This is a genomic window from Paracoccus sp. PARArs4 (assembly GCF_947311865.1).
Lineage (GTDB): Bacteria > Pseudomonadota > Alphaproteobacteria > Rhodobacterales > Rhodobacteraceae > Paracoccus > Paracoccus zeaxanthinifaciens.
Genome location: NZ_CAMZMW010000004.1, coordinates 120,848 through 133,562, shown reverse-complemented (window position 1 = coordinate 133,562; position 12,715 = coordinate 120,848). Strand labels below are relative to the sequence as shown.

Annotated in this window: 15 protein-coding genes; 5 read left to right on the top strand and 10 right to left on the bottom strand. The window is 67.8% G+C overall.

Translation table 11 applies throughout. The annotated features are described in order from the left end of the window. Positions 1-26: 26 nt before the first annotated feature. Both QMZ16_RS04695 and QMZ16_RS04690 read right to left on the bottom strand, forming a co-directional pair. On the bottom strand, positions 27-500 hold the full coding sequence (locus tag QMZ16_RS04695) for an Lrp/AsnC family transcriptional regulator (protein ID WP_282602328.1): 474 nt from the start codon (positions 498-500) through the stop codon (positions 27-29). Then, positions 497-952, bottom strand: a complete 456-nt coding sequence (locus QMZ16_RS04690) for an Lrp/AsnC family transcriptional regulator (protein ID WP_022707253.1) — start codon at positions 950-952, stop codon at positions 497-499. Before QMZ16_RS04690 ends, QMZ16_RS04695 begins: the two co-directional genes overlap by 4 nt. A gap of 126 nt (positions 953-1,078) precedes the next feature. Between QMZ16_RS04690 and ilvC the strand changes: the two genes are divergently transcribed. Further along, positions 1,079-2,101, top strand: a complete 1,023-nt coding sequence (gene ilvC, locus QMZ16_RS04685) for a ketol-acid reductoisomerase (RefSeq protein ID WP_022707252.1) — start codon at positions 1,079-1,081, stop codon at positions 2,099-2,101. 48 nt (positions 2,102-2,149) lie between these two features. On the opposite strand, the gene yghU is transcribed toward ilvC, so the two are convergent. Further along, on the bottom strand, positions 2,150-3,016 hold the full coding sequence (gene yghU, locus QMZ16_RS04680; protein ID WP_282602327.1) for a glutathione-dependent disulfide-bond oxidoreductase: 867 nt from the start codon (positions 3,014-3,016) through the stop codon (positions 2,150-2,152). Positions 3,017-3,118: 102 nt separating this feature from the next. Between yghU and QMZ16_RS04675 the strand changes: the two genes are divergently transcribed. Continuing rightward, positions 3,119-4,198 carry a PA0069 family radical SAM protein gene (locus QMZ16_RS04675; RefSeq protein WP_282602326.1) on the top strand — a complete coding sequence of 360 codons (1,080 nt, stop codon included), beginning with the start codon at positions 3,119-3,121 and terminating at the stop codon, positions 4,196-4,198. On the opposite strand, the gene bmt is transcribed toward QMZ16_RS04675, so the two are convergent. The 4 genes from bmt to rpsF form a co-directional block, all read right to left on the bottom strand. Further along, positions 4,195-5,187, bottom strand: coding sequence for a betaine--homocysteine S-methyltransferase (gene bmt, locus QMZ16_RS04670; RefSeq protein ID WP_282602325.1), 993 nt, complete (start codon positions 5,185-5,187; stop codon positions 4,195-4,197). The genes QMZ16_RS04675 and bmt overlap by 4 nt on opposite strands. 172 nt (positions 5,188-5,359) lie before the next feature. Continuing rightward, positions 5,360-5,944 carry a 50S ribosomal protein L9 gene (gene rplI, locus QMZ16_RS04665; RefSeq protein ID WP_022707248.1) on the bottom strand — a complete coding sequence of 195 codons (585 nt, stop codon included), beginning with the start codon at positions 5,942-5,944 and terminating at the stop codon, positions 5,360-5,362. A 12-nt stretch (positions 5,945-5,956) separates the two neighbouring features. After that, on the bottom strand, positions 5,957-6,184 hold the full coding sequence (gene rpsR / locus QMZ16_RS04660) for a 30S ribosomal protein S18 (RefSeq protein ID WP_022707247.1): 228 nt from the start codon (positions 6,182-6,184) through the stop codon (positions 5,957-5,959). A 13-nt stretch (positions 6,185-6,197) separates the two neighbouring features. Next, entirely contained in the window at positions 6,198-6,569 is a 372-nt protein-coding gene (rpsF, locus tag QMZ16_RS04655; RefSeq protein ID WP_022707246.1) for a 30S ribosomal protein S6, read from the bottom strand. A 197-nt stretch (positions 6,570-6,766) separates the two neighbouring features. Between rpsF and prfA the strand changes: the two genes are divergently transcribed. From prfA to QMZ16_RS04640, 3 genes are all read left to right on the top strand, one after another. Continuing rightward, positions 6,767-7,822, top strand: a complete 1,056-nt coding sequence (prfA, locus tag QMZ16_RS04650) for a peptide chain release factor 1 (RefSeq protein WP_028725773.1) — start codon at positions 6,767-6,769, stop codon at positions 7,820-7,822. Next, positions 7,819-8,640 carry a peptide chain release factor N(5)-glutamine methyltransferase gene (prmC, locus tag QMZ16_RS04645; RefSeq protein ID WP_282602324.1) on the top strand — a complete coding sequence of 274 codons (822 nt, stop codon included), beginning with the start codon at positions 7,819-7,821 and terminating at the stop codon, positions 8,638-8,640. The genes prfA and prmC overlap by 4 nt, the downstream gene beginning before the upstream one ends. Before the next feature lie 270 nt (positions 8,641-8,910). After that, positions 8,911-9,534: a DUF4167 domain-containing protein gene (locus QMZ16_RS04640; RefSeq protein WP_282602323.1), complete on the top strand. Its 624-nt coding sequence runs from the start codon at positions 8,911-8,913 to the stop codon at positions 9,532-9,534. A 60-nt stretch (positions 9,535-9,594) separates the two neighbouring features. Here the strand turns inward: QMZ16_RS04640 and rsmA are convergent, their stop codons facing one another. Genes rsmA through QMZ16_RS04625 form a run of 3 tightly spaced genes read right to left on the bottom strand, consistent with a single transcriptional unit; the run spans position 9,595 to position 12,693 of the window. Next, positions 9,595-10,446: a 16S rRNA (adenine(1518)-N(6)/adenine(1519)-N(6))-dimethyltransferase RsmA gene (rsmA, locus tag QMZ16_RS04635; protein WP_022707242.1), complete on the bottom strand. Its 852-nt coding sequence runs from the start codon at positions 10,444-10,446 to the stop codon at positions 9,595-9,597. After that, entirely contained in the window at positions 10,443-11,420 is a 978-nt protein-coding gene (pdxA, locus tag QMZ16_RS04630) for a 4-hydroxythreonine-4-phosphate dehydrogenase PdxA (RefSeq protein ID WP_282602322.1), read from the bottom strand. The genes rsmA and pdxA overlap by 4 nt, the downstream gene beginning before the upstream one ends. Before the next feature lie 4 nt (positions 11,421-11,424). Further along, a complete protein-coding gene (locus tag QMZ16_RS04625; RefSeq protein ID WP_282602321.1) occupies positions 11,425-12,693 on the bottom strand; it encodes a peptidylprolyl isomerase in 1,269 nt (422 codons plus the stop codon). Positions 12,694-12,715 lie beyond the last annotated feature (22 nt).

Sequence of the window (12,715 nt, the reverse complement as noted above, 5' to 3'; positions counted from 1 at the left end):
CGGCCGTTTCGATTTGCCGTTTCGATTCAGGGGGTGTCCAAGGCACCCAGGGGGCCGGGCCTGCGTTCCTCGGACAGGACCACGTTCGCCTCGACCTGGCCCACGCCGGGCAGGGTCATGATGCGGCGGCGCAGGATGCGCTCGAAATCGCTGATGTCGCGGGCGGTGATCCGCAGGCGATAGTCGAACTGCCCCAGCACGTGCTGAACCAGCTGAACCTCGGGGATGGCGGTGACGGCGCGTTCGAAATCCTGCAGCCCCGTGCGCCCCTTGGCAGCAAGCTTGATCCCCAGGAACACGGTCACGCCAAAGCCCAGGACGGGCTTGTCCAGCACGACGCGCCGCCCCGCGATGACACCCTGCTGTTCCAGCCTGCGGATGCGCCGCCATGCCGCGGGCTGGCCGATGCCCACGGCGCGCCCGATCTGCGCGGCGCTTCGGGTCGCATCCTCGACCAGCAGCCGCAGGATCGCCAGGTCGGTCGGGTCCAGCGCGGTCACAGCGGCAGATCCTCTCGGTCCGAGATGGTCGAGACCAGCATCAGCGCGTCCAACTCGGCGATATGGGGCAGGGTCAGGATCCGGTCGCGATAGACCTGCTGCCAATGCGCCATGTCCCGCGCGATGACGGTCGCGCGCCAGTCCACGCTGCCCAGAAAGCTCTGGATCTCGATCACCTCGGGGACCTCGCGCAGGGCTGCCAGGAAATTGTCGAAGGCGCGGGGATCGGTCTTGTCCAGCGTGAAGCGCAGGCTGACCTCGACCTCCCATCCCAGGGCGCGCCAGTCGATCCGCGCGTGGATGCCCTTCAGCACGCCCGCCTCGCGCATGCGTTCCATGCGCCGCCACAGGCTGGCGCCGGTGACGCCCGCGCGTTCGGCCAGCTGGGCGTTTGATGCCGAAGGATCGCCCAGAAGCTGGCGAAGTATGCGGCGATCCGTACTGTCGGGCATGAAAGTCATGTCATGGGTAGTATCAAGGCATGATTATTCCCGCAAGGCGGATGAATGCGGACGCTTTGCACGGATTCTGTCACGAAGGCCGGTTAGAAAGGTGGCAATCAAGGAAAGGATATTCCGATGCGCGTTTTCTACGACCGCGACTGCGACGTTAACCTGATCAAGGAAAAGAAGGTCGCGATCCTCGGCTATGGCAGCCAGGGTCACGCCCACGCCCTGAACCTGCGCGATTCCGGCGCGAAGAACATCGTCGTCGCCCTGCGCGAGGGCAGCGCCTCGGCAGCCAAGGCCGAGGGCGAGGGCCTGCAGGTCATGGGCATCGCCGAAGCCGCTGCATGGTGCGATGTCATCATGTTCACCATGCCGGACGAACTGCAGGCCGAGACCTACAAGAAATACGTCCATGACAACCTGCGCGAGGGTGCCGCGATCGCCTTCGCACACGGTCTGAACGTGCATTTCGGCCTGATCGAGCCGAAGGCCGGCGTCGACGTCATCATGATGGCGCCCAAGGGTCCGGGCCACACCGTGCGCGGCGAATACAGCAAGGGCGGCGGCGTGCCCTGCCTGTTCGCGGTCCATCAGGACGCGTCGGGCAAGGCGCAGGACATCGCGCTGTCCTATTGCTCGGCCATCGGTGGCGGCCGTTCGGGCATCATCGAGACCAACTTCCGCGAGGAATGCGAGACCGACCTGTTCGGCGAGCAGGCCGTCCTGTGCGGCGGTCTGGTCGAGCTGATCCGCGCCGGCTTCGAGACCCTGGTCGAAGCGGGCTACGAGCCCGAGATGGCCTATTTCGAGTGCCTCCACGAAGTGAAGCTGATCGTCGACCTGATCTATGAAGGCGGCATCGCGAACATGAACTACTCGATCTCGAACACGGCCGAATACGGCGAATACGTGTCGGGTCCGCGCGTCCTGCCTTACGACGAGACGAAGAAACGCATGAAGGACGTCCTGACAGACATCCAGAACGGCAAGTTCGTCCGCGACTTCATGCAGGAAAACGCCGTCGGCCAGCCCTTCTTCAAGGCGACCCGCCGCATCAACGACGAACACCAGATCGAGCAGGTCGGTGCGAAGCTGCGCGAGATGATGCCCTGGATCAGCAAGGGCAAGATGGTCGACAAGTCGCGCAACTGATCGATCCGTCGCACATGACGAAGGGGGGCCATCGCGGCCCCCCTTTTCTTATTCCGCCGACAGCTTGTCCTGCGTGCGCGTCTCGAAATCGGATGCGTCGTGCCGCTCGTGCAGCTGCTGGGACGGGTCCCCGGACGTCTTGTTGACCATGATGCCGCGCCGGACGGCGGGGCGGGCCATGATCTCGTCATGCCAGCGCTTCACGTTGGGATAGCTTTCGACATCGAGGAAGGTTGCGGCATCGCCATACATGCGCCCGGCGACCAGTCCGCCATACCAGGGCCAGATCGCCATGTCGGCGATGGTGTATTCCTCGCCCGCGACGAAGCGGTTCTCGGCCAGGCGCTGGTCCAGCAGGTGCAGCTGGCGCTTGACCTCCATGGTGAAGCGGTCGATCGGGTATTCCAGCTTGTCGGGGGCATAGGCATAGAAATGCCCGAAGCCGCCGCCGACATAGGGCCCCGATCCCATCTGCCAGAACAGCCAGTTCAGCGTCTCGGTCCGGCCCGCGGGGTCCTTGGGCAGGAAGGCGCCGTATTTCTCGGCCAGGTACAGCAGGATCGAGCCCGATTCGAAGACGCGCTGCGGCGGGTTCGCCGTGTGGTCCATCAGGGCGGGGATCTTGCTGTTGGGGTTCACCTCGACGAAGCCGCTGGCGAACTGGTCGCCCTCGCCGATATTGATCAGCCAGGCGTCGTATTCGGCGTCATGGCCCGCGGCCAGCAGCTCCTCCAGCAGGATCGTGACCTTCTGCCCGTTCGGGGTCGCCAGCGAATACAGCTGCAGCGGGTGCTTGCCCACCGGGCGGTCACGGTCGTACTGCGCCCCCGAGGTCGGCTTGTTGATATTGGCGAACCTGCCGCCATTCGCCCCCTTCTGGGTCCAGACCTTGGGCGGGGTGTAACTGTCCGTCATGGCGCATCCTGCACTTGGTTGATTTCATGATGGAAGATGCGGTCCCCGCGCCGATCTTTCAACGGGCTGGCGGACGTTCTGCATGTGTTCTATATTGCGGGCATGCTTCCACCGCGCGATCCCGACCGCAGACTGAAGGCCCGCGGCGCGGCTTCCCAGCCCGCCGGACGGTTCGAGCCGCACACCCGCATCCGCGAGAGCGACGGCTGGGACATCCCCGAGGAAGAGCACCTGCTGCGCACCGAGGTGACCGAGGAGCGCCCGCGCAGCATCATCACGCGCAACAGCTCGCCCGATGTGCCGTTCGACCGGTCGATCAACCCCTATCGCGGCTGCGAGCATGGCTGCATCTACTGCTATGCGCGGCCCAGCCATTCCTATCTGAACCTGTCGCCCGGCCTGGATTTCGAGACGCGCCTGATCGCCAAGCCGGACGCTGCGCGGCTTCTGGAACGCGAACTGGCGCGACCGTCATACAGGCCCGCGCCGATCGCCCTGGGGACGAATACCGACCCCTATCAGCCGATCGAGGCGACATACGAGATCATGCCGCAGATCCTGCGCGTGCTGCGCGACTGGAACCACCCGGTGACGCTGGTGACGCGGGGACGGCTGGTGCTGCGCGACCTGGACCTGTGGGCGGAGCTTGCGGCCAAGGGGCAGGCGATGGTGGGCATCAGCGTGACCACGCTGGATGCCGATCTGGCCCGCAGCCTGGAGCCGCGCGCCCCTGCGCCCGAGACGCGCCTGCGCATGATCCGCGACCTGGCCCGCGCGGGCGTTCCGGTCCGCGTCATGGTCGCCCCCGTCATTCCCGTGCTGACCGAACCCGAGATCGAGCGCATCCTGGCCGCCGCGCGCGATGCAGGCGCCACCACCGCCACCATGATCCCCCTGCGCCTGCCACACGAGGTCGCGCCGCTGTTCCGCGACTGGCTGGACCGCCACCGTCCCGGCATGGCCGCGCATGTGATGAACCGCGTGCAGGCCATGCGCGGCGGGCGCGACAACGACCCGCGCTTTGGCCACCGTTTCCGCGGCGAGGGGATCGAGGCCGAGCTGGCGATGAAGCGCTTTCGCCTGGCACGCAAGCGGCTGGGCTATCACGAGGGAAGCCCCGCGCTGGATTGCAGCCGCTTCGGGCCGCCGCCCCGCGCGGGGGACCAGATGTCGCTGTTCTAGCGGCGTCCGATGGTCAGCACGTCGTCGCGATCCGACCCCGCGCTGCTGAACGGCCCCAGAAGCGCCGTGATCTGTTCCAGCGTCGGGCGCGGGCCGGGGGCGCGGCTGGCCAGCGCGTCGCGCATGGCCGACAGGTGTTCCGGCATCGTCCCGCAGCAGCCGCCGATCACGCGCACGCCCAGATCGCGCGCAAGGCAGGCGTAATCGGCCATCAGTTCGGGCGTGCCGTCATAGTGGATATGCCCGTCGGCCAGATGTGGGACGCCCGCATTGCCCTTGGCGATGATCGGGCGTTCGTTCCCCGATGCCACGAAGCTGGCGACGGTGCGCAGAAGGTCGGACGCCCCGATCCCGCAATTCGCACCATAGGCGACGGGCGGGTTCGGCAGCGCCTCGACCGCGGCGGACAGCTGGCCGGGCGTCACGCCCATGATCGTGCGCCCCGCCGTGTCGAAGCTGAGGCAGCCGCACCATTCCATCCCGACCTTGCGGGCGGCCTCGGCGGCGGCGCGCAGCTCCTCGAGGGCGCTCAGCGTCTCGATCCACAGGATGTCGGCGCCGCCATCCTTCAGGGCCTGCGCCTGTTCCACGAACATCTCGACCGCGCGGGCATGGGTCAGGCTGCCCATCGGGGCCATGATCTCGCCTATGGGGCCCATGCTGCCGGCGACGATCACGGTGCGACCGGCGCGGTCGGCCTCGGTCCGGGCGATGGCGGCGGCCTTGCGGTTCAGTTCGGCCACGCGATCCGACAGGCCGTGCAGGCGCAGGCGGCTTTCATTGGCGCCGAAGCTGTTGGTCAGGAACAGGTCCGACCCGGCCTCGATCGCGCCACGATACAGTTGGGCGACCTTCTCGGGCTGGGTGTCGTTCCACAACTCGGCCGGTTCGCGGGCCAGAAGCCCCATGTTCATCAGCGCGGTGCCCGTGGCCCCGTCCGCAAGGACATGATCGCGTTCGGCCAGCATCAGGCTCAGCGGGTCGGTCATCGTAAACATCCTTCCCTGCGGGTCGATATCGCCCGCCCAGAGATCTCCAACCATCTGGTCCATAGTAGTCCGTGCATTCGGGGGAAACAATTTCAGCGCATTGGAACGAACAAAAAACCGCGCCGGTTTCCCGGCGCGGTCGAATTTTCGGTCCGATCTTCGGAAAAAGCCCTCAGGCCTCCGAATCGTCCTCGTCTTCCGAGGCGCCACCGATGTCGTCGAACAGTTCGGCGATCTCGAATTCGGCTTCGGCGTCTGCTTCGGCGGCCAGGTCCTGGATGGACTTGCCCTGCGCCTGCAGCTCGGCTTCCTCGTTCGAACGGGCGACGTTCAGCGTGATCGTCGCGTTCACTTCCGGGTGCAGGACGACGGTGACGTCGTGCAGGCCCAGATCCTTGATCGGGGCGCCCAGGACGACCTGCTTGCGGTCGACGCTGAAGCCGCCCTCGGTCGCGACATCGGCTGCGTCACGGGTCGTGACCGAACCGTAGAGCGCGCCCGAATCGGATGCCGAGCGGATGACGACGAAGGTCTGACCGTCGAGGGTCTCCGCGAACTTCTCGGCCTCGGCCTTCGATTCGGCGTTGCGTGCCTCGAACTGCACCTTCTGGGCTTCGAATGCCTTGACGTTGGCGTCCGATGCGCGAAGTGCCTTGCCCTGGGGCAGCAGGAAGTTACGTGCGTAACCTTCCTTGACCTTCACGACTTCGCCCATCTGGCCCAGCTTGGCCACGCGTTCCAGCAGGATGACTTGCATGTCCAGGTCTCCTTACTTCACGACGTAGGGCAGCAGGGCGAGGAAGCGTGCGCGCTTGATGGCACGAGCCAGTTCACGCTGCTTCTTGGCCGAGACTGCGGTGATGCGCGAGGGCACGATCTTGCCGCGTTCGCTGATGTAGCGCTGCAGCAGACGGGTGTCCTTGTAGTCGATCTTCGGCGCATTCTCGCCCGAGAACGGGCAGACCTTGCGACGGCGGAAGAACGGTTTGTTCGCCATTGTTCAGATCTCCTCAGTTCCGCTCGCGGCGTTCGCGGCGGTCGCCACGGTCACCACGCTCTTCGCGCTTCTGCATCTGCACCGAGGGGCCTTCCTCGTGTGCTTCGACCTTGATGGTCATGACGCGCATGACATCGTCGTGCAGACGGGCAAGACGCTCCATTTCCTGCACGGCGGCCGAGGGCGCGTCCGAACGCAGGAAGGCGTAGTGGCCCTTGCGGTTCTTGTTGATCTTGTAGGCGAGGGTGCGGACACCCCAGTATTCGTTTTCCACGACCTTGCCGCCGTTATCGGCCAGCACGGTCGAGAAATGTTCGATCAGCCCTTCGGCCTGCGTGTTCGACAGGTCCTGACGAGCGATCAGCACATGCTCGTAAAGCGGCATGGCGATCCTTTCTCTGGTTCAAGGCGGCTTCATAGGCGGGTGTCGCACCTTCCGCACCCGCCACGAGAGGACACGCCGGTTGCGAAGTCTTCGGCGGAAGGATGGGGCCTTATAGCGGCGACGCCTGCGATTGCAAGGTGATTCCCCCGCCGTCGATGCTTCTTGCCGATGGCGTGGGGCTTGGCTACATCCAACATATGCTGCCTCAAGACCGCCTCGACCAGATCACACAGCGTTTCGAGTTTCTCGAGGCGCAGCTCAATGCGGGGGCCGAGCCCGCGCGCATCGCCCAGATCAGCCGCGAATATGCCGAGCTGAAGCCCGTCGTCGCGCAGATCGCCGAATGGCGCCGCGCGACCGGGGCGCTGGCCGATGCCCGCGCCATGCTGGCCGACCCCGAGATGCGCGAACTGGCCCAGGACGAGCTGTCGCGGCTGGAGGACGAGCTGCCCGAACGCGAACAGGCGCTGCGCATCGCGCTGCTGCCGCGCGACGCGGCCGATGCCCGGCCCGCCATCCTGGAGATCCGTCCGGGCACCGGCGGGGACGAGGCCGCGCTGTTCGCGGGCGACCTGCTGTCCATGTACCGCCGCCACGCCGAACAGCAAGGCTGGAGCTTCCAGCTGCTGGAGCTGGTCCAGACCGAGCTGGGCGGCATCAAGGAGGCCGTCGCCCGGATCGAGGGCGAGGGCGTCTTCGCCCGGCTGAAATACGAATCCGGCGTCCACCGCGTCCAGCGTGTGCCGGAAACCGAAAGCGGCGGACGCATCCATACAAGCGCCGCCACCGTCGCCGTCCTTCCCGAGGCCGCCGAGGACGTGGATATCGACATCCCCGCAGGCGACATCCGCATCGACACGATGCGTGCCAGCGGCGCGGGCGGCCAGCACGTGAACACGACCGACAGCGCCGTGCGGATCACGCATATCCCGACCGGCATCGTCGTCACCAGCTCCGAGAAGTCCCAGCACCAGAACCGCGCCAACGCGATGGCCGTGCTGCGGGCCCGGCTCTATGACATGCAGCGGCAGAAGGCGGATGCCGAACGGGCCGCCGACCGCAAGGCGCAGGTCGGTTCGGGCGACCGGTCGGAACGCATCCGCACCTACAACTTTCCGCAGGGCCGCATGACCGATCACCGCATCAACCTGACGCTCTATGCGCTGGACCGGATCGTGGCGGGCGACCTGTCCGAGATCATCGACGCGCTGACGGCCCACGACCAGGCCGCGCGACTGGCGGCCCAGGAATGAGGATCTCGGACGCCCAGGCCGAGGGGGCGGCCCTTCTGCGCGCCGCCGGGATCGAGGGTGCGGCCCGCGATACCGACCGCATCCTTGCGGCGGTGCTGGGGATCGAGCCGGGGCGCCTGCGCATGACCGACGACCGCCGCCTGACCGATCCCGAACGCGCCAGCTTCAACCGCGGGATCGCGGCACGCGCGCTGCATCAGCCGGTGGCGCAGATCGTGGGCCATCGCGATTTCTGGGCGCATCGCTTCAAGGTGACGCGCGACACGCTGGACCCTCGCCCCGAGACCGAGGCCCTGGTCGAGGCCGCGCTGGAACGCCCCTGGCGCGACGTGCTGGACATGGGCACGGGCACCGGCGCGATCCTGATCTCGCTTCTGGATGCGCGGAAGGGGACGCGCGGTCTGGGCACCGACATCTCCGAGGAGGCGCTGAAGGTCGCGCGCTTCAACGCCCGCCAAATCGGGGTCGATGCCCGATTCCGCCGCGCCGACTGGTTCGAGGGCGTCGAGGGGACGTTCGACCTGATCGTGTCGAACCCGCCCTATATCTCGGTCGCGGAGATGGCGGGGCTGTCGCCCGACGTGCGCGAATGGGAACCGCTTGGCGCGCTGACCGACGGGGGCGACGGGCTGGGCGCCTATCGGGCCATCGCGGCGGGCGCGCGGGCGCATCTGAACCCCGGCGGACAGGTCCTGGTCGAGATCGGCCACATGCAGGGCGCCGATGTCGCCGCGCTGTTCGCCGCGCAGGGTGCCCGGATCGAGGTTCTGCCCGATCTGGACGGTCGCGATCGCGTCGTCTGCGCCGATTTCGGCTGATTTCCGGCACTTGTAACAGCTTTCGGGACATTTTTCGGCAGTTTGCGCTTGTCTTGGGGGGCTTGGCATGATTAGTCAGTGGCGTGCGGCAGGCGACAGCCACCGCATGGGTCAGCCTGACACTGCCGGAACTGACGGGGCGCGCATGACGACGATGCGCCTTGAGGCAAGGCAAGGCTGAACGGAGAGGTCAACGCCCCCGTAGCCGTCCGAAATCGCCGTCCAGGTCATTCTGGCATCCCTGACGATCAGAACCCTAAAGACAGACTGATGAGATCATCGAAATCCCGCTCGCGCAGCAAATCGAACCGCCAGCGTTCGCTTGGCAATATCGTCAACCGAGTCTTCGAAAGCTCGGGCCCCGAAGGCAAGGTTCGCGGCACGCCGCAGCAGATCATCGAGAAGTATTTGACGCTGGCGCGTGACGCCCAGCTGTCGAACGACCGCGTGGCGGAACAAAGCTTCCTGCAGCATGCCGAGCATTACACCCGCATGCTGGGCGAGGCGCAGCGCGAGATGGCCGAACGCCAGGCGCAGCAGAACCAGAACAACAACCATGGCCATCCCCATCATCGCCAGAACGGCGATGACGACCAGAACGGCCATCAGCACAATCGCGACCAGCGCCGCGATGAGCCCGAGCCCGAGGTCAAGCAGCCCGAGCCGAAGCAGCCCGAGGCCGAGGATGCGCAGCAAAGCCTGCCCATCGCACAGGAGGCCGAGGGCGACGCGGCCCCCGTCGAGACCCCCGAGGCCGAGGCCAAGCCCGCGCGCAGCCGCACCCCGCGCAGCCGCACGCCCCGCAGCAGCGGTGGCGCCCCGCGCAGCCGTCGCAAGCCCGCAGCCGATGACGGCGCGCCGGCGGCGGACACGCAGGCAGGCGGTTCGGAATAAACGACGGGTCGCAGATCGAAGAAAGGGCGCGGGGATCACTCCCGCGCCCTTTTCGCATTCTCAGCCCTGCCGCGCGTCCTTGAGGGCGCGGGCCAGGGCGCAGAACTGCTCCAGCCCGATCTCTTCGGCGCGGGCGGTGGGGGCGATGCCGCAGCCCTCCAGCAGCTCCTCGATCCGGGGATGCAGGCCGCGCAGGCTGGCACGCAGCATCTTGCGGCGCTGGTTGAAGGCCGCGCCCGTGACCTGCGACAGGACCGCCGCATCGGCCGGAAAGCGCGGCTCGGGCAGGGCGGTCAGGTGGACCACGGCGGAATGGATCTTGGGGGCGGGCACGAAGGCCTCGGGGGGCAGGGCCATGACGATCCGCGCCTCGGCCCGCCACTGGGCCAGCAGCGCCAGCCGACCATAGGCCTTGGACCCGGGTTTCGCCACGATCCGCTCGGCCACCTCTTTCTGGAACATCAGCGTCAGGGACTGCCAGAAGGGCGGCCATTCCTTGGGCGTCAGCCAGCGGATCAGCAGTTCCGTCCCGACATTGTAGGGCAGGTTCGCGGCGATGCGGATCGGCGGGGTCAGGTGTTCCAGCGGATCGACCTGCAGCGCGTCGCCGTGGATGACCTTCAGCCGGTCGGGATAGGCCTCGGCGATCTCGGCCAGGGCGGGCAGGGCGCGCTCGTCCTTCTCGATCGCCAGCACGCGGCGCGCGCCTTCGGCCAGCAGGCCGCGGGTCAGGCCGCCGGGGCCGGGGCCGATCTCCAGCACGTCGCAGCCGGTCAGGTCGCCCGCCTGGCGCGCGATCTTGGCGGTCAGGTTCAGGTCCAGAAGGAAGTTCTGGCCCAGCTGCTTCTTGGCGCGCAGGTCGTGGGTCTGGATGACCTGGCGCAGGGGGGGAAGGTTGTCGATGGTGCTCATGTCGGGTCCGGGCCGGGTCGGGATGCGGCCATGCTGCGGGCCATGCGAATGGCCGCGATGGTTGAAGACGGATCCGCCAGCCCCTTGCCCGCGATGTCGAAGGCCGTGCCGTGATCGGGCGAGGTGCGGATGAAGGGCAGCCCGAGCGTGACGTTCACGCCCCCGTCGAAATCCAGCGTCTTGATCGGGATCAGCCCCTGATCGTGATAGCAGGTTACGGCCGCGTCATAGCGGGCGCGGGCGGCGGCGTGGAACATCGTGTCGGCGGGCAGGGGGCCGGTCAGGTCGAAGCCCTGGCCGCGCAGCCGCTCCAGCAGGGGCGCGATCATGCGGATTTCCTGCCGGCCCATCCGCCCACCCTCGCCCGCATGGGGGTTCAGCCCGGCGACGGCGATGCGGGGGCGGGGAATGCCGAAATCGCGGACAAGGCCTGCATGGCTCAGGCGGATCGCCTGCTCCAGCGCATCCGCGGTCAGCGCGTCGGGCACGTCCTGCAGGGGGATGTGGATCGTCGCGGGCACGACGCGGCAGGCGGGCGTGACCGTGGTCGAGGCCAGCATCATCGCGACCGGCACGTCGCCGGCCAGATGCGCAAGATATTCGGTATGCCCCGGAAAGGCGAAGCCCGCGCCGGTCTGCAGGGCCTCCTTGCTGATGGGGGCGGTGGTGATGGCCGCAACCTGCCCCTGCATCGCCATGCGGGCGGCGCGGGCGATCACGTCGATCACGCCCTGCGCATTGGCCGGATCGGGGCGGCCTGCGACGTTCGGCGCCGCGAAATCGTGGCGCAGCACCGGCAGGTGACCCGGCGGGACGGGGGCACCCGGATCCGCGATCTCGGTCCAGGCGGTGCCGGCCGGCAGGTGGCGCGGATCGCCCATCCAGGCGATGTCCTGGCCCGAAGCCAGCACCAGGGGCGCCAGTTCGGGGCCGATGCCCGCGGGCTCGCCGCAGGTCAGAAGGACGCGCGCCACCGGATCACGGCCTGCGGATCAGGGCGTCGGCGCGCAGGTCGGCCAGAAGCCCGTCCGCCGCCGAGTTGATGCGCTGGTTGAACAGCTCGTCGCGGACCGCCTCGCGCGAGGGGATGCCGTTCTGGGGCTGCGGGATCGCATCCTCGACCCCGTCCTGCGGCTGGGCGGTGGTCGGCACCTCGGCCTGCTGGGCCAGGGCGGGCTGGCGCGAACACAGCGTCACGACCTCGGCGGCGTTGCCCGCCGGGACGACGCCGGATTCGCCGTCGTCCAGCGATGCGAGGCGTGCGGCGATCAACGTCGGGATCTGCGCCTGCGACACGGTCTGGCGCTGGACCTGCAGCGCGGCCTCGGGGCCGACCTGCTTGTACAGATCGTCGCAGGACAGCGTGCGCTGCGCCACGGCACTCGCCTCGGTCATGCTGGGCAGGGTGATGGTCGCGTATTCCAGCACCTGTTCCCGCGCGCCGGGGCGCAGGCTGCCCTGCGCGTCGCGCAGGAAGAACAGGATGACCGCGCCTTCGACCTGCAGCGGCTGGGTCACCTGGCCCGGCTGCAGCTGGCTGATGACCTGGCGCAGACCCGGCGGCAGCGCCTCCAGCTCCAGCGTCTCCAGCCTGCCGCCCGCCTGGGCCGAGGGCGTCGCGGAATACCGGCGGGCCGCATCGGCGAACTGGCCTTCGGTCGGGCGCGACCCGGCGATGCGTTCGGCCAGCGCAAGGGCCTGCGCCTCCTGCCCCGGAGGGGCGGGGATGATCAGTTCGGAAATGGCCACGCGGTCGATGATCGGCGTCTCGATCACGCGCTTGAGCTGCTGGTCCACCTGCGCGTCCGAGATCTCGATCTGGGGCAGCAGGCGCGCGCGGACGACCTGCCGCCACAGCGTGCCCGCGCGGACGAAATCGCGGAAGGTGTCGGCATCGACGCCCGCCTGTTCCAGCCGCGCGATGAAGCTGGCGGCATCCAGGCCAGCGCGGCCCGCGAATTCCTCGAGACCCGATTGAAGCTGCTCGTCCGACAGCTGCGCGCCGATGGCCTCGGCGGCCTCGACCCGCAGGCGGTCGTCGATCAGCGCGGTCTCGGCGGCCTCGGCGCTGGTGTCGGGGGCGCCGATCACCTGCATGAAGCGCTGCCGCTGAACGATCTCGTAGCGGGTGACGGCGCTGTCGTTCACATAGACGACGGTCTGGAACAGGTTCTGCGCGTTCGCGGGCGCGACGGCGCCCGTCGCGATGACCGCCGCCAGCGCGAGACCTGAGAGGAGTTGCCGCATCTGCTGTTCCTATCCTTGCCTT

Coding starts and splice junctions, on each gene's coding strand:
- QMZ16_RS04690 (WP_022707253.1), bottom strand. CDS start 952: ATGCCCGACAGTACGGATCGCCGCATACTTCGCCAGCTTCTGGGCGAT.
- ilvC (WP_022707252.1), top strand. CDS start 1,079: ATGCGCGTTTTCTACGACCGCGACTGCGACGTTAACCTGATCAAGGAA.
- yghU (WP_282602327.1), bottom strand. CDS start 3,016: ATGACGGACAGTTACACCCCGCCCAAGGTCTGGACCCAGAAGGGGGCG.
- QMZ16_RS04675 (WP_282602326.1), top strand. CDS start 3,119: ATGCTTCCACCGCGCGATCCCGACCGCAGACTGAAGGCCCGCGGCGCG.
- bmt (WP_282602325.1), bottom strand. CDS start 5,187: ATGACCGACCCGCTGAGCCTGATGCTGGCCGAACGCGATCATGTCCTT.
- rplI (WP_022707248.1), bottom strand. CDS start 5,944: ATGCAAGTCATCCTGCTGGAACGCGTGGCCAAGCTGGGCCAGATGGGC.
- rpsR (WP_022707247.1), bottom strand. CDS start 6,184: ATGGCGAACAAACCGTTCTTCCGCCGTCGCAAGGTCTGCCCGTTCTCG.
- rpsF (WP_022707246.1), bottom strand. CDS start 6,569: ATGCCGCTTTACGAGCATGTGCTGATCGCTCGTCAGGACCTGTCGAAC.
- prfA (WP_028725773.1), top strand. CDS start 6,767: ATGCTGCCTCAAGACCGCCTCGACCAGATCACACAGCGTTTCGAGTTT.
- prmC (WP_282602324.1), top strand. CDS start 7,819: ATGAGGATCTCGGACGCCCAGGCCGAGGGGGCGGCCCTTCTGCGCGCC.
- QMZ16_RS04640 (WP_282602323.1), top strand. CDS start 8,911: ATGAGATCATCGAAATCCCGCTCGCGCAGCAAATCGAACCGCCAGCGT.
- rsmA (WP_022707242.1), bottom strand. CDS start 10,446: ATGAGCACCATCGACAACCTTCCCCCCCTGCGCCAGGTCATCCAGACC.
- QMZ16_RS04625 (WP_282602321.1), bottom strand. CDS start 12,693: ATGCGGCAACTCCTCTCAGGTCTCGCGCTGGCGGCGGTCATCGCGACG.